Below are 25877 nucleotides of genomic sequence, written 5' to 3' on the forward strand. Positions count from 1 at the left end.
GAGCGCAGCATGTCTACTTCCCTCGCCGACTGGAAAGGCGCCCCTGCGCCCACCGCTCAACTGCTCGAAGGGCGCTTTATCCGCCTGGAAAAACTCGACCCGGCCCGCCACGCCGACCAACTGTGGCAAGCCCTCGAAGGCCCCGGCGCCGACCCCAAGTTGTGGGATTACTTGCCGTACGGCCCGTTTGCCGAGCGCAGCGCGTTCGATGCGTGGCTGAACAACCACGCGGCCAACACTGATCCGTATTTCTTCAGCGTGGTCGACCGTGCGTCCGGCCAGGTACAGGGCATCCTCAGCCTGATGTCCATCGTCCCGGCCCAGGGCCGTATCGAAATCGGCCATGTCACCTTCGGCGCGCCGATGCAGCGCTCACCCAAAAGCACCGAGGCGGTGTACCTCTTGGCCAAATACGCGTTCGAGCAGGGCTACCGTCGCCTGGAGTGGAAGTGCAACAACGGCAACGCTCGCTCCAAATATGCGGCTGAGCGGTTGGGGTTCAGTTTTGAGGGGGTGTTCCGCCAGCATATGGTGGTGAAGGGGCAGAACCGCGATACGGCGTGGTATTCGATTTTGGATTCGGAATGGCCGACGGTGGGCGCGGGGTTTGAGGCGTGGTTGTCGGAGGCGAACCAGGCAGGCTCCGGGCAGTTGAAGGGCCTGGCGGAGTGTCGCCGCCAGGCGCTTTAAGGCTTAGTCCAGCTTCTGGGCCAGCACCGCAATGTGCTCCGGCCCGATCCCGCAGCACCCGCCCAAGTGGCTGGCACCGCGCTTTTGCCAGTCCGCGGCCCACTGCAGGTAGCCCGGCGGGTCGAGATCTTCGCGCAAGGGATCCAGGCCGTCGTTGGCCGTGGCTTCCTTGGGCTGTGGCGGGAAGGCATTGGCATAGGCGCCGATCTGAATCGCCACGCCCAGCCGCTCGAAGGTCTGGCGGGCGGCATCGATCGCCGCGCCGATCACTTCCGGCTGGCTACAGTTGAACAGCAACACTTGCACGCCCAACTGCGCGGCGGCTTCGGCCGCGTCCGCCACCGGTTCGCCGGAGCGCAGGCGCGGTACTTCGTCGGTGTCTTCGTCTTTCAAGGTAAACGACAGCCAGAACGGCTTGCCATCCTTCGGCAGGCCCGCATGAATCGCCCGCGCTTCGACGATTGAGCTCTGGGTTTCCGCCAGCCACAGGTCGACATGGGGTGCCAGGCCCTGCACCAGCGGCGTCAGCAGCTCAGACACGCGCTGCGGCTCGAACAGGTCGGGACGATACGAACCAAACAGCGGCGGCAGCGAGCCGGCCACACGCACGGCTTTGCCCGAAGCCTGCACCGCCCTTCTCGCCAACTCACCCGCCAGCGCCGCCAGGGCCTGGCCTTCGGCAGCAAACCGCGCCTCACCGATATGAAACGGCACCACCGCGTAACTGTTGCTGGTAATCACGTTGGCACCGCTGTCGATATAGGCCGCATGCACAGCCTCGACCGCTTGCGGCGCTTCGCTCAACGCCAGCGCCGACCACTCCGGCTGCCGGAAGGGCGCGCCACGGCGTTGCAGTTCACGGCCCATGCCGCCGTCCAGAATTACTGTGCTTACTGCGCCCATATGCTTTTTACTCATAAGCTTATGAAAATAACTCACTATGAGAGTCGTTCTTATAACTATTTAATACGTTCCATTCGGTTCATAACAACCTCTTTTTTATTCAGGTGCCCACTTTGAAACTTAAACCGCTACTGGCCTTGGGCCTGACGATTCTGGCTGCTTCAACCCAAGCCTTTGGCGGCGCGACCCTGGACCGGGTTGAGAAGAAGAAAGAACTGGTGGGCGTGCTGATGGAAAGCTACCCGCCGTTCTCGTTCCTCAACGACCAAAACCAACTCGACGGCTTCGACGTCGATGTGGCCAAGGCCGTCGCGCAGAAGCTCGGTGTGAAACTGCGCCTGGAAACGCCGTCGTGGGACGTGATCGCCGCTGGCCGCTGGAGCGGTCGCTACGACATCTGCATCTGCTCGATGACCCCGAGCAAGGCCCGCGCCGAGGTGTTTGATTTCCCGGTGGAGTACTACGCCTCCCCGGCCGTGATCGTGGTCAATGCCAAGGATGATCGCATCCACGGCGCCAAGGACCTGAGCGGTAAAAAGGTCGGGCTCACCAGCGCCTCCAGCTACGAAAGCTACCTGAACAAGAACCTGGTGATCGAAGGCGCCGAAGACACCCAACTGCAGTACCCGTTCGAGGACGTGCAGATCGCCCCGTACGACACCGATAACGTCGCCTTCCAGGACCTTGGCCTGGGCGCCGGTGTGCGTCTGGATGCGATCCTCACCAACCTGGTCACCGCCCAGCCGCGCTTGAACCAGGACAACCGCTTCAAGCTCGCCGGCGAGCCGCTGTACGCCGAACCCAATTCGGTCGCCATCGAAAAAGGCGATGCCCAGTGGGACGCCAAGGTGCGTGAGGTGTTTGCTCAGTTGAAACAGGACGGCACCCTGAGCAAACTGTCGCAAAAATGGATCGGTGCCGATATCAGCCAATGAGTGTTCCTCCAAAACCTGCGCGCGCCCTGCTGGGCTTTCGCACGCGGCTTTACCTGACCTGGGCGGCCCTGTTCGCCCTGTTTGCCAGTTTCTTCCTGAGCTTTGACCTGAAGTTCTCGATCATCGTCGACAAGCTGCCCAATCTGGTTGGCCTGCACCTGGCACCCAATGGCTTCCTGCAAGGCGCAGCGCTGACGCTGTTCCTGTGCCTGTGTTCGATTGCCGCTTCGTCGGTGTTGGGCTTCGTCACCGCGCTCGGGCGCTTGTCCAAAAGTGCCGTGGCCTTTGGCATCGCCAGCTTTTACGCGTCGTTTTTCCGTGGTACGCCGCTGCTGATCCAGATCCTGCTGATCTACCTGGGCCTGCCGCAACTGGGCCTGGTGCCGGGCGCCATCGTCGCCGGGATCATTGCGCTGTCGCTGAACTATGGCGCTTACCTGAGCGAAATCTTTCGCGCCGGCATTCTTGGCGTCCCCCACGGGCAACGCGAAGCCGCGCTGGCCCTGGGCATGCGCGACAGTGCAATCTTCTGGCACGTCACCCTGCCCCAGGCCATGCGTACGATTATTCCGCCGACCACCAACCAGTTCATTTCCATGCTCAAGGACTCGTCGCTGATCTCGGTGATGGGCGTGTGGGAAGTGATGTTCCTGGCGCAATCCTACGGCCGCTCCAGCTATCGCTACATCGAGATGCTCACCACGGCCGCAATCATTTACTGGGTCATGTCCCTGGGCCTGGAACTGATCCAGGCGCGGATGGAGCGTCACTATGGCAAGGGGTACGTCAGGCGCGGGTGAGACCGCTGAAGTCGCCCCCACAATTCGAGCGACCACCCAGGTCTTTTGCCACAGCAGACTAGAGAGTTCTCCCGCAAGTGAGCGGCACCTGACCTGACAGTCATTACCTCGACGTCCGGCTAAATTCCCTGACCTCATACATCAGAGGTCGGGATTGCATGTCTTCCACATCACAACAATTTGTACTTGCCATCACCTTTGCGCTGGGCCTCACCAGCGTTCAACTCGCACAGGCGCAGGCACAGCCACCCAACAAGTGGATCTTCCAGAGGCCCTACGACCCCGAGCGGGGTCCGGGCTATCCCGCGCTGCCTGTGCCTTCCGACTTCACCTTCGCCGGGCAAGCGACCAGCCGTAATGGCCTTATGGCGGCGCATGTACTCGACTCCGCGGTAGACGCCTTGCTGAAGTCGGATGAGCTAAGCGACTGGGACAAACATGAAATAGGTCAAATCGGCGACTACCTCCACAGCCTTGCGCCTGGCAGGGTCGGCGCGGTCCTGGAGCAACTGGCCGGGAGCCAGAATGCCAACCTCGGCACGGCCACCCAACAAGGTGTGGAACAGATCAGCAGCGGCTTGTTGTCAGCCATGCGCGAACCGCCTAACGGCTCCGTCGAAGACAGCACACGTGTGTGGGCCCTGGGCCTGAACAATGGCGGTCGCCTGTCCGGGCAGCACGGCAGTGCCGGCTTGCAGCGCGACATCCGGGGCGTGGTGGTCGGTGCCGACTGGGCCGCGGGCCATGAATGGCGAATCGGACTGATGGGCGGAAAATCCGACAGCACCTTCGACGCCAATCGTTTCCACGCCGAACTGGACAGCTGGCACCTGGGCAGTTACGCCGTGCGCCAGGACGGCCCGATGGCCCTTCGCCTCGGGGCGATCTACAGCAGCCATGACGGTCAGAACAAACGCAACATCGACATTGATTTCTTCGACTATCGGGAGCAGCTCAAGGGCAAATACAGCGCCCAAAGCCAGTCAGCCTTCGCCGAACTGGGCTACCAGATGACCAAGGGTGACTTCACCGCCGAGCCCTTCGCGGGTATCGGCTACCAGCGTTATCACCGTGACAGCTTCAAGGAAAACGGTGGCCGGGCGGCCCTGAATGTCGGCGAACAAACCCAGAAGAACTTCAGCAGCACCTTCGGCGTTCGACTGGCCAGCCTTCACCGACTGGATAACCAGATGAGCCTCAAGCCCTACCTGACCACCAGCTGGAAGCACCTGTATGGCAACGTCGACAGCAAGGTTCGGCAGTCTTCCACCCTGGTCGATAACAAAGACTTCAACAGCAATTTCACCATCGAAGGCACTGCCCTGGACCGCAACAGCCTGGGCCTGCAAGCGGGCCTTGACTGGGGTCTGTCGGCACAACAGACCGTCAGCGTCGCGTACACCGCAGACATCGGCACCGACAGTCGCAACCACGGTGTGATGGGCCAGTGGCAAATGGGGTTTTAACGCCAGCACCTTAAGGAAACCTCACACACGCACCCGCTGCACGCTCTGGCATCCGCGGTGTGCGCCTTCTCGCTACATTTCGGTCTCGACCCCACACGAGACCGAACCACTATGTCGTCAATATCATCGTACTTACCCACCCTGGGCGCGTTGCTGGCCTATGGCACCCGCACGCTGGCACAGGCCGTACAGGAAACGCCAAAACCGGCTCCCCTCGACCACCACCTCAGCGCGCCCCCAGACCCGAAGAGTGAGCTCAGCACAGCCCCCGTCCTGCCGCCAAACACCAGCCTGCGCTCCGTCTCGATTACGCTCAACAATGGCACGGGGCTCAACATCGACCGATTCGCCAAACTGATCACCCCCTCCAACAAACCTGCGACATCACTCTCGTTGCACACCGTCGAAATCAACAACAGCGCGAGCGCAAAAACCACTGGCCCTGACCACGGGCTGCACACCGCAGGCCTGATGCCAGTCTGGCTGGAGAACCAAGGGCTTATCGCCGGTAAACGGGGCGCCGGGGTGACGTTCAATGGGGACAAATCTGACGTGGTGATCAACGCTGGCTTGATTGCCGGTGGCAACGGCGTCGCCCTGGAGATGGGTGGTGGCGACGACGTGTTGATTGTTCGCGGTGGCGGCCGCTTCGACGGCACCATCGATGGCGGCAGTGGCACGAATCAAGTCATTCTCGACGATACCAAGGGCGGCCATTTCAACGGTGCCAACCAGATGCAACACCTGTGGGTCGGCGCAGGCACCTGGACCCTGACCGGTGCGGTGGACTCGAACCAGCAGGGCGAGGTCTACAGCGGCGCAACCTTGATCAACCAAAGTCGTATTGGCGGCTCAATGAAGGTCGACGCCGGCGGCACCTACAGGGGGGGCACCGTTGACAATTTGCGCGTGGCCGGCCACTTGCAGCTGGACCCTGCCACGCAAACCCAGACCCGGATCAAAAACGACCTGCATCTGGAAAAACAATCGACCCTGGGCTTTACCGTCGGTACGGGGCAAGCCCACCGCACGCTGAAAGTCGACAACGCCGCCAACCTCGGCGGTGGCACGCTGAACATACAGGTGCAGAACGAAAGTGACGAGTTGCTCACGCGGCAGTTGCGCATCGTCAACGCGAAGGCGCTTGAAGGACAGTTCGGCACCGTGACCAGTAACCTGAAAACCCTGACACCGGAGCTGACCTACACTCCGACGGGCGTATTCGTCGGCTTCAAACGCAAGGATCCCGCACTGGCCTGAGAGCCAAATTCCAGGCAAAAAAAAGGGGGGCACCTGCCCCCCCGAGGATTAAACGGTCGTGTCGAAGGCTGGATCAGCCTTCGATTTCAATCAGGATTTCGCCAGGATTCACCCGGTCGCCCTTCGCCACGTGAACGGCGGTCACCTTGCCGGCAATCGCAGCCTGCACTTCGGTTTCCATCTTCATCGCTTCAGTGATCAACACGGCCTGGCCGGCCTTGACCACATCGCCTTCCTTGACCAGCACGTCGACGATGTTGCCCGGCATCGCCGTGCTGACATGGCCCGGCGCGGTAGCGTGCTTGCGCTTGCTGCCGCCGCTGCTGACAAACTCGTTGAGCGGTTCGAACACCACTTCTTCGGGCATGCCGTCGATGGACAGGTAGAAGTGGCGCTTGCCTTCGGCCTTCACGCCGACACCGGTGATGTCCACACGATAGCTTTCGCCGTGCACGTCGATGACGAACTCGGTCGGCACCCCTTCACCACCGGCACGAGCCACGCCACCGGCTTCAGGGATCGGCAGCAGCACCTCTGGAGCCAAGGTGCCGGCGTCACGTTCTTCGAGGAACTTGCGCCCGATGTCCGGGAACATGGCGTAGGTCAGCACGTCTTCTTCGGACTTGGCCAGTGCGCCGATTTCGCCGCGCAGCTTGGTCATCTCCGGCTTGAGCAGGTCGGCTGGGCGCACGTCGATCACCTCTTCGCTGCCGATGGCCTGGCGGCGCAACTTCTCGTTCACCGTGCCCGGCGCCTTGCCGTAGCCGCCTTGCAGGTACAGCTTCACTTCGTTGGTGATGGTCTTGTAGCGCTCACCGGCCAGCACGTTGAAGAACGCCTGGGTGCCGACGATCTGCGAAGTCGGGGTCACCAGCGGCGGGAAGCCGAGGTCTTCACGCACCCGTGGAATTTCAGCCAGCACTTCGCCCATGCGGTTGAGCGCGCCCTGCTCTTTCAACTGGTTGGCCAGGTTGGAAATCATCCCGCCCGGTACCTGGTTGACTTGCACACGGGTGTCGACGGCGGTGAATTCGCTTTCGAACTGGTGGTACTTCTTGCGCACGGCATAGAAGTACAGGCCGATCTCCTGCAGCAGCTCCAGATCGAGACCGGTATCGAATTCGCTGCCTTTAAGGGCGGCGACCATCGACTCTGTGCCCGGGTGGCTGGTGCCCCAGGCAAAGCTGGAGATCGCGGTGTCGATATGGTCGGCCCCGTTTTCGATGGCCTTGAGTTGGCACATCGCGGCCAAACCGGCGGTGTCGTGGGAGTGGATAAAGATCGGCAGGCTCTGCTCGGCTTTCAACGCCTTGACCAGTTCACCGGTGGCGTACGGCGTCAGCAGGCCGGCCATGTCCTTGATCGCGATCGAGTCGCAACCCATGGATTCCAGCTGCTTGGCCTGGGCCACGAAGGCCTCGACGGTGTGCACCGGGCTGGTGGTGTAGGCGATGGTGCCCTGGGCATGTTTGCCGGCCGCTTTGACCGCTTCGATGGCCACGCGCAGGTTACGCACGTCGTTCATGGCGTCGAAGATGCGGAATACGTCGATGCCATTCACCGCGGCCTTGGCCACGAAGGCCTTGACCACGTCGTCGCTGTAGTGGCGGTAGCCGAGCAGGTTCTGGCCGCGCAGGAGCATTTGCAGGCGGGTGTTGGGCAACGCGGCGCGCAGTTTGCGCAGGCGCTCCCACGGGTCTTCCTTGAGGAAGCGTACACACGCGTCGAAGGTCGCGCCGCCCCAGACTTCCAGGGACCAGTAGCCGACTTTGTCGAGCTTGTCGCAGATCGGCAGCATGTCGTCGGTGCGCATGCGGGTTGCCAGCAACGATTGGTGGGCGTCGCGCAGGATAGTGTCGGTTACGAAGATTTTTTTAGTCATTGGATGTTCCTCACAGGCCTGCGTGGGCGGCGATGGCGGCGGCGATGGCCAGGGCCAGCTCTTCGGGTTTGCGCTTGATCGAGTAGTTGGTCAGCTCAGGGTGGTTTTCCACAAAACTGGTGTTGAACTGGCCGCTGCGGAATTCCGGGTTGCGCAGGATTTCCTGGTAGTAGGCGGCCGTGGTCTTCACGCCTTGCAGGCGCATGTCGTCCAGGGCGCGCAGGCCGCGGTCCATGGCTTCTTCCCAGGTCAACGCCCAGACCACCAGCTTCAGGCACATGGAGTCGTAGAACGGTGGAATGGTGTAGCCGGTGTAGATCGCTGTGTCGGTGCGCACGCCGGGGCCGCCGGGCGCGTAGTAACGGGTGATCTTGCCGAAGCTGGGGAGGAAGTTGTTCTTCGGGTCTTCGGCGTTGATGCGGAACTGCAACGCGAAACCCCGGTGCTGAATGTCTTCCTGCTTGACCGACAGCGGCAGGCCCGACGCAATGCGGATCTGCTCACGCACGATGTCGATGCCGGTGATCTCTTCGGTGATGGTGTGTTCCACCTGCACCCGGGTGTTCATCTCCATGAAGTACACCTCGCCCTCGGCGAGCAGGAACTCCACGGTGCCGGCGTTCTCGTAGCCCACGGCCTTGGCCGCGCGCACCGACAGGTCGCCGATGTAGGCGCGCTGTTCCGGGGTGAGTTGCGGGCTCGGGGCGATTTCGATGAGCTTCTGATTGCGGCGCTGGATCGAGCAATCGCGCTCGAACAGGTGCACGACGTTGCCGAAGCTGTCACCGAGAATCTGCGCCTCGATGTGCTTGGGATTGACGATGCATTTTTCCAGGAACACCTCCGCCGAACCGAACGCCTTGGTGGCTTCGGAGATCACGCGGGGGAAGGCTTGTTCAAGTTCTTCGCGGCTGTTGCAACGACGGATGCCGCGACCGCCACCACCAGAGGTGGCCTTGAGCATCACCGGGTAACCAATGCGGTCGCCTTCGGTGAGGGCCTCGGCGATGTCGGCGACGTTGCCTTCGGTGCCGGGCGTGACCGGTACGCCGGCCTTGATCATGCTGCGGCGAGCTTCGGTCTTGTCGCCCATGCGGCGAATCACTTCCGCCGAAGGACCAATGAATTTGATTCCACGCTCGGCGCAGATGTCCGCCAGTTCGGCGTTTTCCGACAGGAAGCCGTAACCGGGGTGGAGCGCGTCGCAACCGGTTTCCACCGCCAGGTTCACCAGCTTGCGCGGGTTCAGGTAGCCGGCCAGCGGCTCGGCGCCGATGCTGTGGGCTTCGTCGGCACGTTTGACGTGCAACGCATGGCGGTCGGCGTCCGAGTACACCGCGACCGAGCGAATGCCCATCTCGGCGCAGGCACGCACGATTCGTACGGCAATTTCACCACGGTTGGCGATCAGGATCTTTTTTATCACTTGGAAATTCCCTTGAGCCGATTGCTGCGTTCTTCGACCCGCTGGAGCCGGGTCGGCGCGTGACCAAATGTTTCAAGCCAGTCGCAGGCACACACTAAGCCCGTGGAGGGATTAACAAAAATCAATAATTATTTGGTCATGCATAAGTAAAGACTTATAGTTGGCCGGTCGGCCTGGGGCGAGAGGATTTAAATAATGCGTAAGTCATTGATGCGTATGACATTGCGTCAATTGCAGATCTTCAATGAAGTGTGCGATTTGCGCTCTTATAGCCGCGCAGCCGAGGAAATGTCTCTCACCCAACCGGCCGTCAGCCTGCAAATTCGCCAGCTGGAAGAGCTGGTCGGCCAGCCGCTGTTCGATTATGTCGGCAAAAAACTCTACATGACCGAGGCGGCTGAAGCCCTGCAACGGGCCAGTCGGGATATTTTCGGGCGTTTGGAAAACCTCGATATGCAGCTGTCGGACATGCAGGGTTCGCTGCAGGGCCAGCTCAAGCTCGCGATCGAGTCCAGCGCCAAGTACTTCGTGCCGCACCTGTTTGCCGCGTTCAAGCGCCAGCATCCTGAAGTACAGCTGCACCTGACCGTGGTCAACCGGGCCCAGGTGATTCGTCGTCTCTCTGACAATCGCGACGACCTGGTGATCATGTCCATGGTGCCCCAGGACATGGGCCTGGAATTCCTGCCGTTTCTCAACAATCCGATCGTAGCCGTAGCGCCACCCGATCACCCCTTGAGCCTGCAAGGGCCGCTGCGCTTGCAGGACCTTGAACCCTACACGCTGTTGCTGCGCGAACCGGGTTCCGGCACGCGACTGGCCTGCGAGGAGTATTTCAAGGAGAAACGCGTGCACTTCACCCAGACCGTGGAAGTGGCCTCGGCCGAGGCCCAACGTGAATGCGTCTGCGCCGGACTGGGCGTGGCTTTGCTGACGCGCCATGCGGTCAATATGGAACTGGCCACCGGCGGGCTCAAAGAGCTGCCGGTGGAAGAACTGCCGCTGTACCGCAGTTGGTGCCTGGTGCAGGCCAAAGCCAAGCGCCTGTCACCGGTGGCCCATGCCTTCCTGGGCTTTATCCGCAGCGAACGGGTGCAGATCAGCGCGCTGGCTGAGCGCTTCGCTGGGCAGCCGCGGGTGCCTGCCAGTGGAGTTCCGGGTAGTCACTGATGCTCTGGAGCAGTTGGCGCTCCTGGCAACGGTCTTCGATTGCGCGACGGAACGCCATGCGGCGCTGGTCTTCCTGCTGACGACGGGTTTTGACGGAGCTGTTGGTGTCTTCGTAGGGCCGGGCCATTTGGAGTCTCCCAATGCGAGTACGGGGAGTACAGGATGGGTTGTGGCGATGACGGTTTAACGGCGTGGGGGTTACAGGACGATGAATCTTCCGAATAGGTAAACAATCCAAATGTGGGAAGGGGCTTGCTCCCGATTACGGTACATCAGCCGATTTCTCTTTGACTGACCCACTGCTATCAGGAGCAAGCCCCCTCCCACATTTTGAGCGTGTATGGCCCTGGATCAGTCGTCGAGGGCTTTGACGGACTTGGGCGAGAGACGCAGGCTGCGCAAACTGCGCTTCACGCTCTTGAGGTGGTTGACCAGGCTCGGTCCGCGCGCCATGGCCACGCCCATCGCCAACACGTCGATCACCACCAGATGGGCGATGCGCGACGTCAGCGGGGTGTAGATCTCGGTGTCTTCGTGCACATCGATGGCCAGGTTGACCGTGGACAGCTCCGCCAACGGCGTCTGGCTCGGGCACAAGGTAATCAGCGTGGCGCCGCTTTCACGCACCAGGTTGGCAGTGATCAGCAGGTCTTTGGAACGGCCCGACTGGGAAATACAGATCGCCACGTCAGTCGGCTTTAAGGTCACCGCCGACATGGCCTGCATGTGCGGGTCGCTGTAGGCCGCCGCAGTCAGCAGCAGGCGGAAAAATTTGTGCTGGGCGTCGGCCGCCACCGCACCGGATGCGCCGAAACCATAGAACTCCACACGCTGGGCCTGGGACATGGCGGTCACGGCTTTTTGCAGCTCCACCGGGTCGAGCTTCTCGCGCACTTCCATCAGCGTGTGCAGGGTGGTGTCGAAGATTTTCAGGCTGTAGTCGGCGACGGAATCGTCTTCGTGAATTGCAAACTGGCCGAAGCTCGCGCCAGCAGCCAGGCTCTGGGCCAGCTTGAGTTTCAAGTCCTGGAACCCGGAGCAACCGATGGCACGGCAGAAGCGCACGATGGTCGGCTCGCTGATGCCCACGCTGTGGGCCAGGTCGGCCATGGAACTGTGCATCACGGCCGCAGGGTCAAGCAGCACGTGATCGGCAACCTTGAGTTCCGATTTGCGTAACAGGTGGCGCGACTGGGCGATATGTTGCAACAGGTTCAAAGGGCAGGACTCTTGTTATTGGCAGGGCCAGGGATGTAGCAAGCTTGTAGTTATACTACAAGAATTGTCGTTTTGCCCGCCCGACGCATCACTAAATTGCCCTGTCACCCTCATATTCAAAGGCCAGGCGCTTTGTAGCCACAGGGGAAATCCTCGCGCGACTAAGGAAAATCTGCATTTTTCCGTAACAAATCTGCCAGTCCATCAGCCTGCATCGGCCGGCTGATCAAATAGCCCTGCACCTCGTCACAATGTTCCAGGCGCAGGAAATCCAGCTGCTGCTGATCCTCCACGCCTTCGGCCACCACTTTGAGCGCCAAACCGTGCGCCATGGCAATGATCGCCCGGGTGATGGCCGCATCCTCGCGCCCCTGGCCGAGCCCACGGATAAACGTCTGATCGATCTTCACGTAGTCCACGGGGATGCGCTTGAGGTAACTGAGGGACGAATAGCCGGTGCCAAAGTCGTCGATGGCCAGCTTCACGCCCAAATCACGCAACTGCTGGAAGGTCGCGATGATGTGTTCGACACTGTCGAGCAACTGGCTTTCGGTCAGCTCCAGCTCAAGGTATTGCGGGTCCAGGCCGGTTTCTTCCAGCACCTGGCGCACCAGGCTGACCAGCTTGCCCTGGCGCAACTGATGCACCGACAGGTTCACCGACACACGAATCGGCGCCAGCCCCTGGCGCTGCCACTCACAGGCTTGCCAGCAGGCCTCGCGCAGCACGAATTCGCCCAGCGGCACGATCAGGCCCGTTTCTTCAGCCAGGCCGATAAAGTCGCAGGGCGGCACCATGCCCCATTGCGGATGTTCCCAACGGATCAACGCTTCAGCGGCGTTCAGCTTGCCGGTGGCCAGGCACAGCTTGGGCTGGTAGAACACCGTGAGCTGGCGCTCGTCGATAGCTTTGCGCAGATGGTTTTCCAGCTGCAAACGCTCCAGGGTGCTGGCTTGCAGGCTGTCGGTGTAGAACTGGAAGTTGTTGCCGCCCAAGTGTTTGGCGTGCTGCATGGCCATGTTCGATTGGCTGACCAGCGCGGAAATTTCCCGCGCGTTATCCGGCAACAGGCTGATGCCCATCGACGCACTCACCACCAACTCATGTCCTTCCACCGTCACCGGCACCCGCAGCTTGGCCAGCAGCCGTGTGGCCACCCGCGCCAGGCTCGACAGGTTGCCGTAGGCGTCGAACAACACGGCGAATTCATCGCCGGACAAACGTGCGATGGTGTCGGCCTCGGGCAAGGCATTGATCAACCGGCGGGCCATTTTTTGCAGCAACTGGTCGGCCACTTCATGGCCCAGGCTGTCATTGAGCAACTTGAAGCGGTCGAGGTTGATATGCAGCAACGCCAGGCTGCGCCCGCCCTGGCGTACACGCTGATGGGCCTCGCGCAGCCGTTCGCGGAACAGCGAGCGGTTGGCCAGGCCGGTCAACTCATCGTAGTGGGTGAGGTAGCGCATGCGCTCCTCGGATTCGCGCCGCGCCGATAGATCGGCGAAGAAGCCCACGATATGACTGACTTTTCCGCGAATATCGCGCACCACGTTCAGTTGCAGCCATTGCGGGTACAGTTCACCATTCTTACGCGTTTCTACCAATTCGCCCTGCCAGGTCCCATGCGTGAGCAGCGCTTGGCGGATCACCGGGAAGTGGCGCCGTGCATCACGACTGCTGGGCAGCTCGACGACGTTGCGACCGAGCATGTCATCGATCTCAAAGCCAGTGACACGGCTGAAAGCCTGATTGACGGCGATTAATTTGTAGTCCGGATCAAGGATCACAATGCCTTCGCTGGCCGCCTCGAACACGGTCGAGGCCAGTCGCTGTTGCTCCTCCAGGGCTTTGCCGGCGCTGACGTCGCGGCGTGTGCCGAGCATTCGAATCACTCGCCCGCTCGGCGCGCGCTCTACGGCGCGACCACGGTCTTCGATCCATACCCAGTGACCATCGCCATGGCGCACGCGGTATTCCACCTGGTAATCCTCAGTGCGCCCTTTAAGGTGCTCCACCAGCGCCCGCTTGAGCAGCGGCAGGTCGTCGGGGTGCAGCCGTGGCTTGAGGTGGCCGAGCATGGCCGTGACGTACTCGGGTTCCAGGCCGAACAGCTCTTTGAGCTGGGTGTGATGAACCTCGTCGGTTTGCAGGTTCCAGTCCCACAGCCCGAGCTCGCTGGCTTGCAGGGCCATGGCCAGGCGCGCCTCGCTTTTATTCAGGGCAAGGCTGGCGGCGTCCAGTTCCTGGCTGCGTTGCGCCACGCGGTCCTGCAGGCCGATCTGCGCCTCACGTAGTTCCTGCTCAACCTGACGCCGCTGCTCGACTTCGCGCACCAGATCCTGATTCAGCTGCTCGCTGCGCTGCTGCGCCTGCTGCAGATGCTCAATCAATGCCTGGTTCTGGAAACGCCGCAGCAGCCCGCGCTGGATCAGGCGGTTGACCTGCCACGCCACCACGCTCAAGGACGCCAGCAGGATCAGGCCCAGCACGCCCCAGCCCTGCTGTTGCGGGGCGCCGTTCCAGAACAGATAGACGATGGCCGGCACCAGGCATGGCAAGGCAAAGGACAGGAACGCCGGCAGGCTCACCGCGTAGGCGACACTGGCGGACAGCGTCGCCGCACCGATCAGGCCGAACACCCAGGCCTGTTGCATGAAACTGTCCACCGGCACCAGGGCGATGGCGGCGGTGGCCAGGGTCAGGCCGCTGACCGCCGAGCCGAGCATGAACATGCGCCGCCAGATCGGTTGGGCCTGGCGGCTGGGCATGGCCGAATCAAAGGCCGCCACCTGGATCACGCGCATCGCCACCAGGGCCAGCAGCCACACCAGCCAGATGCTGTCGAGCAGGTATTGCTTGGGGTTCCACAGCAGCCAGGCGCAGACCAGGCCGTTGACCAGCATTAATAAGGTGGGCAGCAACGAGCCCTGATAGAGCAGGCGTGTGCGCTCGACCGCCATCTCGGTGGCGTAATGTTTGCGGATAACCTGCGCGGGCGCCGCCGAGGGGCCAAGCAGGTCGGTGCTGAGAGTCATAGGCAGTGTTCTTATAATGGTGAGCCCGAAACGTCGACGGAGCATACACAAGCAAGCGCTTGGGCCAAACTGCTCCAGATCATAAAAATCACCCGGTGATCAGCCGCAAACCTTGGTGCCAGACCCCTTGAGCGAGGCAGTGCGCGGGCTGTGGCCTATGACTTACCGGTCGTCAGCCCTGCCAGAATGTTTGCCCTGCCGGATCACCTCGGAGTTTTTGCGTCGACCACCCGGCATTGGGATTTGCCCGACTCTCCCCGGCACCCTAGAATGCGCCGATGCGCGATGATCTCTCTCTTTTGCTGAACTCCCTCAACGATGCCCAACGCCAGGCCGTAGCGGCCCCCGTTGGCCGTCAGTTGGTCCTGGCCGGTGCTGGCTCCGGTAAAACCCGAGTGCTGGTGCACCGTATCGCCTGGTTGATCCAGGTCGAGAACGCGTCCCCGCATTCCATCCTGTCGGTGACCTTCACCAATAAGGCCGCTGCCGAGATGCGCCACCGCATCGAGCAGTTGATGGGCATCAGCCCGGCCGGCATGTGGGTGGGCACCTTCCACGGCCTGGCGCACCGCTTGTTGCGGGCACACTGGCAGGAAGCGGGCCTGGCCCAGACCTTCCAGATCCTCGACAGCGATGACCAGCAACGTCTGGTCAAGCGCGTGATCCGCGAGCTGGGCCTCGACGAACAGCGTTGGCCGGCACGCCAGGCCCAGTGGTTTATCAACGGCCAGAAAGACGAAGGCCTGCGCCCGCAGCATATCCAGGCCAGCGGCGACTTGTTCCTGGCCACCATGCGCAGCATTTATGAAGCCTACGAGGCCGCCTGCGCACGCGCCGGTGTCATCGACTTCTCCGAGCTGCTGCTGCGCGCCCTCGACCTGTGGCGCGACAACCCAGGCTTGCTGGCCCATTACCAGAAACGCTTCCGTCACATTCTGGTAGACGAATTCCAGGACACCAACGCCGTGCAGTACGCCTGGTTGCGCCTGCTGGCCAAGGGCGGCGACAGCCTGATGGTGGTGGGCGACGACGACCAGTCGATCTACGGCTGGCGTGGCGCGAAAATCGAGAACATCTACCAGTACTCCGACGATTTCCCCGACGCGGTCACCATCCGCCTGGAGCAGAACTACCGCTCCACCGCCGGCATCCTCAAGGCTGCCAACGCCTTGATCGCCAACAACACCGGGCGCCTGGGCAAAGAGCTGTGGACCGACGGCAGCGAAGGCGAAGCGATCAACCTGTACGCCGCGTTCAACGAACACGATGAAGCGCGCTACGTGGTGGAAACCATCGAAAGCGCACTGAAAACCGGCCTGGCGCGCAGCGACATCGCGATCCTGTACCGCTCCAACGCCCAATCACGGGTGCTGGAAGAAGCTTTGCTGCGCGAACGTATCCCGTACCGCATCTATGGTGGCCAGCGCTTCTTCGAACGGGCGGAAATCAAGAACGCCATGGCTTACCTGCGTTTGCTCGAAGGCCGTGGCAACGATGCGGCGCTGGAGCGGGTGATCAATATTCCGGCGCGTGGCATCGGCGAGAAAACCGTCGAGGCGATCCGCGACCACGCGCGTCACGCCGATGTGTCGATGTGGGAAGCCATGCGCTTGCTGATCGCCAATAAAGGCCTGACCGGGCGTGCCGCCGGGGCGCTGGGGGTGTTTGTCGAGCTGATCGAAAACCTCGCCGCCAAATGCGCAGAAATGCCCCTGCACCTGATGACCCAGACGGTGATCGAGCAGTCCGGGCTGATCGCTTATCACGAAGCGGAAAAAGGCGAGAAAGGCCAGGCCCGGGTAGAAAACCTTGAGGAACTGGTCAGCGCCGCCCGCGCGTTCGAAAACACCGAGGAGGACGAAGAGTTGACCCCGCTCGCCGCCTTCCTCGGCCATGCGTCCCTGGAAGCCGGCGACACCCAGGCCGATGAGCATGAGGACAGCATCCAGTTGATGACCCTGCACAGCGCCAAGGGCCTGGAATTCCCCTATGTGTTCCTGGTGGGCATGGAAGAAGGCCTGTTCCCCCACAAGATGAGCCTCGAAGAACCCGGCCGCCTTGAGGAAGAACGCCGCCTGGCCTACGTAGGCATCACTCGCGCGATGCAGAACCTGGTGATGACCTACGCCGAGACCCGACGCCTGTATGGCAGCGAGACCTACAACAAGGTGTCGCGCTTCGTACGCGAAGTGCCGAAGGGGCTGATCCAGGAAGTGCGCCTGTCCAACAGCGTCAGTCGCCCGTTCGGCGGCGGCCAGCAGCAGAACTCCAGCAGCATGTTCGCCGGTTCCGAGATCCCGGAAACCCCGTTCAGCCTGGGCCAGCAGGTCAAGCATGCGATTTTCGGCGAAGGGGTGATCCTCAACTTCGAAGGCGCCGGTGCTCAGGCTCGGGTGCAGGTGAATTTCGCCGAAGGCAGCAAGTGGCTGATGATGGGCTACGCGAAGCTCGAAGCAGTCTGAAACATTTGCCTACATGAAGGTTATTGGCCCGCCCTTGTTTTTAACGAGCGCGGGCCAATATCTGTAATAAGTCCTACAGGCCATTCTGATTCGGTCTTACGCAAAAGCCCGAAACATTATGTCGCTAGCCACTGTCACGACACCTGTGCAACATGGCGCGCGTGCAATCCACAAATGGGAATTCCCTTTATGAAACGTTTTCTTAGCATCGCCATGGCGTTGTGCATCGGCCTGACGATGAGTCTCGACGCCAACGCCAAACGCTTCGGTGGCGGCAAAAGCTCGGGCGCGGCACCGACTCACCAGACCAGCCAAATGGCTCCATCCGCCGGTGCAGGCGGTGCTGCCGCTACCGCAGGCGCAGCCGGTGCTGCTGGCGCCGCTGCCAAGGCCGGCGGTGCTTCGCGCTGGTTGGGCCCTCTGGCCGGTATCGCGGCCGGTGGTCTGCTCGCTTCCATGTTCATGGGCGGCGGCTTCGAGGGTATGCAGATCTTCGACATCCTGATCATGGCGGTCATCGCCTTCCTGGTCTTCCGTTTCATTGCCGCCCGTCGCCGCAAGCAGCAGGAGCAACTGGCTCCGGCCGGCGCGCCGATGCAGCGTGAAGTGTTCGAGCAGAAGCCAGCCATGGGTTCGATCTTCGGTGGTTCGGCTGCACCTGCCGCTGCCCGCCCGGTGATCAACGCCCCGGCCTGGTTCAACGAAGAACGTTTCATCGAAGCGGCCCGCAGCCACTTCCAGTCCCTGCAGCAGCACTGGGACGCCAATGAAATGGACAAGATCTCCGAGTTCGTGACCCCACAACTGCTGGAGTTCCTCAAGCGCGAGCGCGCCGACCTGGGCGACGGCTTCCAGTCGACCTATATCGACGACCTGCACGTGCAACTGGATGGTGTGGATGATCGCGCCGACAAGACCATCGCAACTTTGACCTTCAGTGGCGTGTCGAAGACTTCGCGTTTCGACCAGGGTGAAGTGTTCAGCGAAAGCTGGAACATGGAACGTGCCCAAGGCGACAACCAGCCATGGCTGGTCGCCGGTATCCGCCAGAACGGCTGATACCCACGCGCTTGAGCAAGCCGTAAAAAAACCCCGGACCTGTCCGGGGTTTTCTATTTCACGGTTGCACTTATAGCGAGCTACTGTATAAAACGCCCCTATAAACCGCGCCATCAGCAAGAGGATCCCGGCCGTGGAAGAAATCATCGAACAATTGCGTGAAGCCAACGAACCGGTCCCGGTTCCTCTGGAGTTGCCTGACGAAGATCAACTGGTGGAAATCGAGGAACAGCTGTTCATCGATATCCCGTTTGTCTTCCGTGAATTCCTGCTGACCGTCAGCGACGTGGTGTACGGCAGCCTGGAGCCGGTGACTGTCACCGACCCGCAATCCCACACCTACCTGCCGGACGTGGCTGCCAACGCCTGGGATGCCGGTGTTGACCGCAGCATGATCCCGATCTGCCAGGACGGTGACGATTACTACTGCGTCGAAGAAGACGGCACCGTGGTGCTGTGGTCCGGCGAAGAAGAACTCGTCACCGAAGAAACCTGGGAGTCGGTGTGGCACTGGGCGCGGGACGTCTGGCTGGAAAGCTGACACCTGATCCCCCTGGCGAACGGGCTTGCTGTGGTGAGCGGGCTTGTCCCGCGCCGGGCCGCGTAGCGGCCCCCACTAGTGCTCCGGCGTATCCTTATGGTTATCCAGCGTCTCCAGCAAGGCGACCTGCATCCGCGTATGCACGCGGATGAACCATCGCCAGAGCACCGCCGCCACCGCTGCCGTGACCACGGCAATCAGCACCAGCAACTTGTTGGTCGGCAGAATACTGGCCGACAAGGCTGCCAATAGCACAAAGATCACCAGCAGCGACAAAATCGGGATCAGCTCCGCAATCACCCGGCGCACCCGCTGGGTATGTCGCCCGGCCATCTCCGGTTTCACGCTCATCTCCGCCAGCAACATCGACAGCGCTTTGAGCTTGCGGTACGCCGCAATCAGGAACGGCAGCGACAACAGCAATGCCCCACCCCAGATCAACGCCTTCTGCCAGCTTGGATCACTGATCCAACCCTCCAGATACCCACCAATGCGCACCGCGAAAAAGCTTCCGGCGAAGAAAATCGCGATCACCAGCGCCAGGTTCACGCCCACCTGCAGGATGATCTTGCGGATCATCGACGCCAGCATTGCGCCCTCGCCTTGCGGCTGAATACTGCGCAACCATTCGCCGTACATGCCAAACACCCGGCTCATACGCTTGGGCATCACGGCGGCGATCTTCAATGACAAGGGATCGGCGCCGCGAATCAGGTACGGCGTGAGCAGCGTAGTGATCGCCGAAACGGCCACCGCCACCGGATACAGGAAGTCGCTGGTGACCTGCAAGGTCATGCCCAGCGCGGCGATGATGAAGGAAAACTCGCCAATTTGTGACAGCCCCATGCCTACGCGCAGTGAGGTACGGCCGTCATTGCCGGCGATAAAGGCACCCAGGCCGCAGGACAGCATCTTGCCCAGCACCACGGCCACGGTGATCACCGCGATCGGCCAGGCGTATTGCAGGAGGATCTGCGGGTCGATCATCAAGCCGATCGCCACGAAGAAGATCGCGCTGAACATGTCGCGAACCGGCTCGATCAGGCGCTCGATCTTCACCAATTGCCGGGATTCGGCCATGATCGCGCCGATCAGGAACGCGCCCAGCACCATGCTGTACTCCAGCTTGACCACCAGCAGGCAGAAACCGAAACACAGGCCCAATACGGTAATCAGCAGCATTTCGTTGCTTTCGAACTTGGCCACGTAGGCCAGCAGGCGCGGCACCAGCAGGATGCCAATCACCAAGGCCACAATCATGAACAGCGAAAGCTTGCCGACCGTGGAGAACACCTCGCCGGAACTCACCGTGCCGCTGACGGCGATGCTCGACAGCAAGGCGATGATGCCGATGCCAAGAATATCTTCGACGATCAGCACGCCAAAAATCAGTTGGGCGAAGCGTTGGTTTTTCATCTTCAGGTCATTAAGTGCCTTCACGATGATAGTGGTCGAGGAGATTGCCAGGATCGCGCCGAGGAACAGCGAATCCATGGTGTTCCAGTCGAACCAGCGGCCAATCTCGTAGCCGATCCAGATCATCAGAATGATTTCCAGGAAGGCCGCGATAAACGCCGTGGCACCCACCTTGAACAGCTTGCGCAGGCTGAACTCCAGGCCCAGGCAGAACATCAGGAAGATCACCCCCAGCTCGGCGAGGGTCTTGATGGTGTCTTCGTCGTGGATCAGGCCGAACGGCGGCGTGTGCGGGCCAATGATGAAGCCGGCGACGATGTACCCCAGCACCACGGGCTGCTTGAGGCGGTGAAACAGGACGGTGACCACCCCTGCCACCAACATGATCACGGCCAAGTCCTGGATAAAGCTGATGGCGTGCATGGCGAGGGGCTCCTTGAGGGTACTGGCGCTTTTCCCACTTCCGCCCACGCCCATAAGAGGCCGTGAAGATCGGAAGGAAAAGTCTGCCTTGATCGTAAGAAATGCCCTGAGATGGGCTTTGGAAGGTTAACACCGCGACTTCCGCCGGAAAGCCGGTGCAATATATGGAAACAGATCGGTGAACGCGTGACGGCAAGCCGCCCACTGGCGTCCCGTAAGGGATGGCGCTGCAAAGATTCCAGCACCCGCAGAGGTGCCCCCCAACCAATGCCTACAACCCGTGAGTGTGCTATGGAACCCGGAAACGCCCAACTGTCGATGACGGTATTGATGACCCCTGACATGGCCAACTTCTCAGGCAATGTCCACGGCGGCACCCTGCTCAAGTACCTCGACGAAGTGGCCTACGCCTGCGCGAGCCGTTATGCCGGTCGCTATGTGGTGACGTTGTCGGTGGACCAGGTGATTTTTCGCGAGCCGATCCATGTCGGCGAGCTGGTGACATTCCTTGCATCGGTCAACTACACCGGCAATACGTCGATGGAAGTGGGCATCAAGGTGGTGACCGAGAACATCCGCGAACGCTCGGTGCGCCATACCAACAGCTGCTTCTTCACCATGGTGGCCGTGGACGACCAGCGCAAACCCGCTGCCGTACCGCCGCTGCAACCGCACAACAGTGAAGACAAGCGCCGGTTCGTGCAGGCCCAGCAACGCCGGCAGATCCGCCAGGAGCTGGAGAAGCGCTACCAGGAAATCAAGGATGACGCGCTGTAAGTCCAGGCCTGTAAGCCCGATCAAAATGTGGGAGGGACTTGCTCCCTCCCACACTTACAGGCCGATCGGCGTCGCCTCGAAACGTACGCGAGGATGGGCGATGCGGTCCTGGGCGCGTACCAGTTCCAGCTCGTAACTGGCGCAGGCCTGGGTTTCCAGCAGCACTTCGTGCACCGCCGCTGCCGTGAACTCAAAAGCCGCCAGCAGGCTGTCGCCCAGCAGCACCCGCGCCAGGAACAGCCCCGACGTCAGGTCGCCCACGCCCACCGGCTGGCGCGGGAAAGCCAGCAGCGGCCGACGCAGGTGCCAGCTGCCCTCGGCGGTTACCAACAGCATCTCGAAGCCATCCGGCAGCTTGCCCGGATAATCCAGGTGCTTGACCAGCACCGCCTTCGGCCCGCGCGCCAACAGCGCCTTGGCCATTCCCAGGCAATCGAACAGCGATTGCGGCTTGCGCCCGGCAAAGCTGTCCAGTTCCAGTTGGTTGGGGCACAGGAAGTCGGCCATGGCGGCGGCTTCTTCCAGCAGGAAATCGCTGACTTCCTGCGGCACGATGCAGCCTTTTTCCGGATGGCCCATCACCGGGTCGCACAGGTAGAGAGCCTTGGGGTTGATGGCCTTGATGCGCGCCACACCGGTAAGAATCGCGCGGCCTTGATCGGCACTGCCCAGGTAGCCAGACAGGATCGCATCGCAGTTACCCAACTCACCGATGGCAGCAATGCCTTCCACCAGCGCAGGAATCTGCTGCGGCGCCAACACTTCGCCCGCCCACTGGCCATACTGCGTATGGTTGGAGAACTGCACTGTGTTCAGCGGCCAGACATTCACCCCGACCCGCTGCATGGGGAACACGGCGGCGCTGTTTCCGGCGTGGCCAAATACCACATGAGACTGGATCGCAAGCAGATGAGGTGTGCGTTTCATGCAGGGGGTTTCCGTCAAGCGATTGAAATTCTGGCCGCGCAGTATGCGACTAAACGCAGCCTGTACGACAGACCGGCGACACAGTTAAGCTGCTCTCACTTTGTTGGAGTTTTTCGCATGCTGACCCTGGGAAACATCTTCGTGTTGATGCTGCTGGCGACCGGCGCCGCCTGGGTATGGCACAACCACGGCCTGCGAGAGCGGGCGCTGGCGCGGGTCAAGCAGCATTGTGCCAAGCTCGATATCGAATTGCTCGACGGCGCCGTAGCGTTGAAGCGCATCGGTTTTGTGAAGGACGCCAACGGTCGGCGGCGTCTGGCGCGTATCTACAATTTCGAGTTCACCGTCACGGGCGAGACCCGTCACAGCGGAACCATCACGCAATTCGGCGCCCACAGCGCGCAAATCGAACTGGCGCCCTACCCGTTCGAGGCCAAGGAAACACCGCCCAGCGCCAATGTGATCGAGCTGAGCCAGTGGCGCCAGGACCACGCCACCAAGAACCGTCAGTAACGGCAGGCAGCCAGTGCGGCCTGCAACGTGGCCACGTCCTGTGGCGCACTGAAGATCAATTCGATACGTGAGTCGCGACGCCATTCGCTGGGTTGCCAGGCAAGCGGGCTGTTATCCACAGCGTTGGCCGAGATCCAGCCATCATGGCTGTGGATAACCAGTTTGGCGCGGCGCCACTCAAGGGATGTCAGCCACAGGTGCAGGCGCTCGGAATCGAATTGCTGGCTCGGGTGCCAGCGCCAACCGATACTCCAGCCGCCCTCCTGGACCTGGCTCAGGCAGATCGGCGATGCTGGATCGCTCCAGATAGCCGGCAATTGAGACAATCCCTTGGGCACGGCGAAGTTATCCACAGCAGCTTCAGCCTGCGCATTCAAGCCTGGCAGTTTGCCGAGCGGCACGTGCGCCTGGCGCGTCCAATAAATGTCGCGTTCGGGTAGCTGTCGTTCGACGGCCTCGCGTTGCGCAGCATCCAATCCCTCATCCTTGTTCAAGACCAACAGCCCGGCACTGGCCAACGCTTCCTGCTGCGCTGGCGGCAAAGGTTTGCCCGCTGCCAGCGCCTGGGCATCCAGCACCAGCACACAGGGCTGAACCGCCAGTACCTGCTGCCATGGCGCTTCGCGCAACTGCTTGAGCAACTGCGCAGGATGGCCCAGGCCCGAAGGTTCGATAAACAACCGATCCGGCTTGGCCTTACGCAGCAACCGGCCCAGGCCTACCTGGAACGGTGCGCCATTCACACAACAGAGACAGCCACCGGCAACTTCGCCGAGGGCAATGCCGTCGTCATCCAGGGTCAGCAGTGCAGCGTCCAGGCCGATCTGGCCGAACTCGTTGATCAACACCGCCCAGCGCTCGTTGGCCGGGCGTTGGGCGAGCAGGTGCTTGATCAGGCTGGTCTTGCCGGCGCCCAAGGGCCCGGCAATCACGTGGGTGGGAATGTTCTGCAGCATGAGTGCCATCGTTCGGACCGTGTAGAGCGTTTGATCCTACGCGGTTACGCGAGCCAATCCAGCGTCAGAATCAAGCGGCGCTCATCCGCTTTCCGCGCGGGGGAGCGATGGATCAGGCCGTGATCTTCGTTGCCATGCCATTTGGTGCCTTTGAGCAGGGCCACTTCACCGCACCGGATCTGTTCGATGCGCTCACGGGGTTCAGCCTCCGGTTGGCTGAGCTTGCGCCGGTCCATCACCCCTTCGCGCAACCACTGGCTGCCGATGCCGGCATAGGTGGTGATCAGCCGTACCGGCACATGGTCGACGTGAAAACGCGGGCACATGGCTTTATCCAGCAACCGCAGGCGTACACCGATGCGCTTGGCGCCGAGCAAGCACGCAAAGGCGCTGACCAGCCAAGACACATCGGCGATAAAACCTTCGTAGCCTTCAAGATCGCGGCAACTGGACGCCAGGCCGCGCAAGTTCGGCTCGGCGTCTTCGCTGTTGAGGTCGATCACCAGGGACTCGGCCAACGGCTCATTGAGCGCCACCAGCAAGGCGCCGAACTCGGCGATATGCAGCGGCAATTGGCGCTGCCACAGCGCCAGGTTCACGCCGTCTTCGAGAATATCGGACAGCGCCAGCGGGGTTTCACCACGGGTCTGGCGAATCACGGGGCGCAAGGTATTAACCGATGCCAGCATCAGGCGGCCTCTTCATACCAGGGACCAAACGGATCAGCTAGCAGGCGCCAACCTTCGACACCCAGGGCCATTTCTTCATCGGTGAGCAAGCACGCGTCCAACTCGGCACGCATCCGCGCGAAGTCGATGTTCTGTCCGATAAACACCAGTTCCTGACGGCAGTCGCCGGTATTGAGCTGCCAGTTACCCATGATGGCGGCGACGCTTTCTTCATCCTGGGGCCATTGGCTTTTCGGCACAAAACGCCACCAGCGTCCGGCAAACCCGTGGCGCATCAAGCCACCGGCCTGGGACCAACTGCCCGCATCCTGATGCTTGCTGGCCAGCCAGAAAAAACCCTTGGAACGCAGCAGTTTGCCGTTGACCCAAGGCCGGTCGATAAAGTCGAAGAAGCGTTGCGGATGGAAGGGGCGACGTGCGCGATAAGCCGTGGAGGCGATGCCGTACTCTTCGGTTTCCGGCACATGTTCACCACGCAACGCCTGCAACCAACCTGGCGCTTGCGCGGCGCGTTCGAAGTCGAAGCGGCCGGTGTTGAGGATCTTGTTCAGCGGCACTTCACCCATGACCATCGGGATGATTTCCGCCTGGGCATTGAGGCGCTCAAGGATCGCCATCAGTTCCTCGCGCTCATGGCTGCTGATCAGGTCGATCTTGCTGATCAGGATGACGTCGGCGAATTCGATCTGCTCAATCAACAGGTCGGTGATCGAGCGTTCGTCTTCCTCACCGAGGGTTTCGCCCCGTGAGGCCAGGCTTTCGGCAGCCTGGTAGTCGAGCAGGAAGTTCATGCCGTCGACCACGGTGACCATGGTGTCCAGGCGCGCGATGTCAGCCAGGCTTTGCTCGTTTTCATCGCGGAAGGTAAAGGTTTCAGCCACTGGCAATGGCTCGGAGATACCGGTGGACTCGATCAACAGGTAATCGAAACGACCTTCCTTGGCGAGTTTTCCGACTTCTTCGAGCAAGTCTTCACGCAAGGTGCAGCAGATACAGCCGTTGCTCATCTCCACCAGTTTTTCTTCGGAACGGTTGAGGGTGACGTCACGCTGCACCTCGCTGCCGTCGATATTGATTTCGCTCATGTCGTTGACGATCACCGCCACACGCAGGTTTTCGCGGTTGCGCAGGATGTAGTTGAGCAGTGTGCTTTTACCGGCGCCGAGAAAGCCGGACAACACGGTAACGGGGAGACGATTGGGCATCAGGTAATCCTCATCAGGGTTGACCTGTCAGGGTGAGCGGTTCACGGGCCAGGCTGCGCCAATGTTATAGTATAACAATGCAAATAAGCCAATCCCCCTTGCTCGTTACGACGAAGGGCGCAAT

Annotated in this window: 22 protein-coding genes; 11 read left to right on the top strand and 11 right to left on the bottom strand. The window is 61.3% G+C overall.

What is annotated here, in order from left to right:
- The first annotated feature begins 9 nt into the window (after nucleotides 1-9).
- A complete protein-coding gene (locus tag J1G35_RS09325; protein WP_053127550.1) occupies nucleotides 10-690 on the top strand; it encodes a GNAT family protein in 681 nt (226 codons plus the stop codon).
- Nucleotides 691-693: 3 nt separating this feature from the next.
- Here the strand turns inward: J1G35_RS09325 and J1G35_RS09330 are convergent, their stop codons facing one another.
- Nucleotides 694-1593, bottom strand: a complete 900-nt coding sequence (locus J1G35_RS09330) for a homocysteine S-methyltransferase family protein (RefSeq protein ID WP_223014752.1) — start codon at nucleotides 1591-1593, stop codon at nucleotides 694-696.
- Between the two features lie 113 nt (nucleotides 1594-1706).
- Between J1G35_RS09330 and J1G35_RS09335 the strand changes: the two genes are divergently transcribed.
- From J1G35_RS09335 to J1G35_RS09350, 4 genes are all read left to right on the top strand, one after another.
- Complete coding sequence (locus J1G35_RS09335) at nucleotides 1707-2528, top strand: ABC transporter substrate-binding protein (RefSeq protein WP_223014753.1); 822 nt, start codon at nucleotides 1707-1709, stop codon at nucleotides 2526-2528.
- A 29-nt stretch (nucleotides 2529-2557) separates the two neighbouring features.
- Nucleotides 2558-3328, top strand: coding sequence for an amino acid ABC transporter permease (locus J1G35_RS09340; RefSeq protein WP_053128145.1), 771 nt, complete (start codon nucleotides 2558-2560; stop codon nucleotides 3326-3328).
- 158 nt (nucleotides 3329-3486) lie between these two features.
- Nucleotides 3487-4794 (top strand): autotransporter outer membrane beta-barrel domain-containing protein, encoded by a 1308-nt coding sequence (locus J1G35_RS09345; RefSeq protein WP_223014754.1) that lies wholly within the window; start codon nucleotides 3487-3489, stop codon nucleotides 4792-4794.
- 111 nt (nucleotides 4795-4905) lie between these two features.
- Nucleotides 4906-6054 carry a hypothetical protein gene (locus tag J1G35_RS09350; RefSeq protein ID WP_223014755.1) on the top strand — a complete coding sequence of 383 codons (1149 nt, stop codon included), beginning with the start codon at nucleotides 4906-4908 and terminating at the stop codon, nucleotides 6052-6054.
- Nucleotides 6055-6127: 73 nt separating this feature from the next.
- On the opposite strand, the gene oadA is transcribed toward J1G35_RS09350, so the two are convergent.
- Nucleotides 6128-7936, bottom strand: a complete 1809-nt coding sequence (gene oadA / locus J1G35_RS09355; RefSeq protein ID WP_223014756.1) for a sodium-extruding oxaloacetate decarboxylase subunit alpha — start codon at nucleotides 7934-7936, stop codon at nucleotides 6128-6130.
- Nucleotides 7937-7946: 10 nt separating this feature from the next.
- Nucleotides 7947-9362, bottom strand: a complete 1416-nt coding sequence (locus J1G35_RS09360) for an acetyl-CoA carboxylase biotin carboxylase subunit (protein WP_223014757.1) — start codon at nucleotides 9360-9362, stop codon at nucleotides 7947-7949.
- Nucleotides 9363-9557: 195 nt separating this feature from the next.
- Here J1G35_RS09360 and J1G35_RS09365 point away from each other — a divergent pair, with 195 nt between their 5' ends.
- Complete coding sequence (locus tag J1G35_RS09365; protein WP_027608220.1) at nucleotides 9558-10532, top strand: LysR family transcriptional regulator; 975 nt, start codon at nucleotides 9558-9560, stop codon at nucleotides 10530-10532.
- Here J1G35_RS09365 and J1G35_RS30880 read toward each other — a convergent pair.
- The 3 genes from J1G35_RS30880 to J1G35_RS09375 all read right to left on the bottom strand — a co-directional run bounded on the left by J1G35_RS30880 (nucleotide 10462) and on the right by J1G35_RS09375 (nucleotide 14785).
- Entirely contained in the window at nucleotides 10462-10659 is a 198-nt protein-coding gene (locus tag J1G35_RS30880) for a hypothetical protein (protein ID WP_082340881.1), read from the bottom strand. The genes J1G35_RS09365 and J1G35_RS30880 overlap by 71 nt on opposite strands.
- A 224-nt stretch (nucleotides 10660-10883) precedes the next feature.
- Nucleotides 10884-11750, bottom strand: a complete 867-nt coding sequence (gene hexR, locus J1G35_RS09370) for a transcriptional regulator HexR (RefSeq protein ID WP_010168370.1) — start codon at nucleotides 11748-11750, stop codon at nucleotides 10884-10886.
- Nucleotides 11751-11911: 161 nt separating this feature from the next.
- Entirely contained in the window at nucleotides 11912-14785 is a 2874-nt protein-coding gene (locus tag J1G35_RS09375) for an EAL domain-containing protein (protein WP_223014758.1), read from the bottom strand.
- Nucleotides 14786-15063: 278 nt separating this feature from the next.
- Here J1G35_RS09375 and uvrD point away from each other — a divergent pair, with 278 nt between their 5' ends.
- From uvrD to J1G35_RS09390, 3 genes are all read left to right on the top strand, one after another.
- Nucleotides 15064-17247, top strand: coding sequence for a DNA helicase II (uvrD, locus tag J1G35_RS09380; RefSeq protein WP_223014759.1), 2184 nt, complete (start codon nucleotides 15064-15066; stop codon nucleotides 17245-17247).
- A gap of 189 nt (nucleotides 17248-17436) precedes the next feature.
- Nucleotides 17437-18306 carry a Tim44 domain-containing protein gene (locus J1G35_RS09385; protein WP_223014760.1) on the top strand — a complete coding sequence of 290 codons (870 nt, stop codon included), beginning with the start codon at nucleotides 17437-17439 and terminating at the stop codon, nucleotides 18304-18306.
- Between the two features lie 133 nt (nucleotides 18307-18439).
- Nucleotides 18440-18847 carry an SMI1/KNR4 family protein gene (locus J1G35_RS09390; protein ID WP_017739032.1) on the top strand — a complete coding sequence of 136 codons (408 nt, stop codon included), beginning with the start codon at nucleotides 18440-18442 and terminating at the stop codon, nucleotides 18845-18847.
- Between the two features lie 75 nt (nucleotides 18848-18922).
- On the opposite strand, the gene J1G35_RS09395 is transcribed toward J1G35_RS09390, so the two are convergent.
- The gene (locus J1G35_RS09395) at nucleotides 18923-20686 is read right to left on the bottom strand and encodes a cation:proton antiporter (RefSeq protein WP_053127534.1); all 1764 of its coding nucleotides are present in this window, start codon (nucleotides 20684-20686) and stop codon (nucleotides 18923-18925) included.
- A gap of 291 nt (nucleotides 20687-20977) precedes the next feature.
- Between J1G35_RS09395 and J1G35_RS09400 the strand changes: the two genes are divergently transcribed.
- Nucleotides 20978-21463, top strand: a complete 486-nt coding sequence (locus J1G35_RS09400; protein ID WP_053127532.1) for an acyl-CoA thioesterase — start codon at nucleotides 20978-20980, stop codon at nucleotides 21461-21463.
- Between the two features lie 54 nt (nucleotides 21464-21517).
- On the opposite strand, the gene pdxY is transcribed toward J1G35_RS09400, so the two are convergent.
- A complete protein-coding gene (gene pdxY / locus J1G35_RS09405; RefSeq protein ID WP_053127530.1) occupies nucleotides 21518-22390 on the bottom strand; it encodes a pyridoxal kinase PdxY in 873 nt (290 codons plus the stop codon).
- A 117-nt stretch (nucleotides 22391-22507) separates the two neighbouring features.
- On the opposite strand from pdxY, the gene J1G35_RS09410 reads away from it, so the two are divergent.
- Nucleotides 22508-22903 (top strand): DUF3301 domain-containing protein, encoded by a 396-nt coding sequence (locus J1G35_RS09410; RefSeq protein ID WP_223014761.1) that lies wholly within the window; start codon nucleotides 22508-22510, stop codon nucleotides 22901-22903.
- Here J1G35_RS09410 and J1G35_RS09415 read toward each other — a convergent pair.
- The 3 genes from J1G35_RS09415 to zigA are packed head-to-tail and all read right to left on the bottom strand — an operon-like array spanning nucleotide 22897 to nucleotide 25753.
- A complete protein-coding gene (locus tag J1G35_RS09415) occupies nucleotides 22897-23859 on the bottom strand; it encodes a CobW family GTP-binding protein (protein ID WP_223014762.1) in 963 nt (320 codons plus the stop codon). The two genes, J1G35_RS09410 and J1G35_RS09415, sit on opposite strands and share 7 nt — an antisense overlap.
- Before the next feature lie 44 nt (nucleotides 23860-23903).
- A complete protein-coding gene (locus J1G35_RS09420) occupies nucleotides 23904-24548 on the bottom strand; it encodes a DUF1826 domain-containing protein (protein WP_223014763.1) in 645 nt (214 codons plus the stop codon).
- Nucleotides 24548-25753: a zinc metallochaperone GTPase ZigA gene (zigA, locus tag J1G35_RS09425; RefSeq protein WP_223014764.1), complete on the bottom strand. Its 1206-nt coding sequence runs from the start codon at nucleotides 25751-25753 to the stop codon at nucleotides 24548-24550. Before zigA ends, J1G35_RS09420 begins: the two co-directional genes overlap by 1 nt.
- Nucleotides 25754-25877 lie beyond the last annotated feature (124 nt).

Source organism: Pseudomonas sp. SH10-3B (genome assembly GCF_019891415.1).
GTDB lineage: Bacteria > Pseudomonadota > Gammaproteobacteria > Pseudomonadales > Pseudomonadaceae > Aquipseudomonas.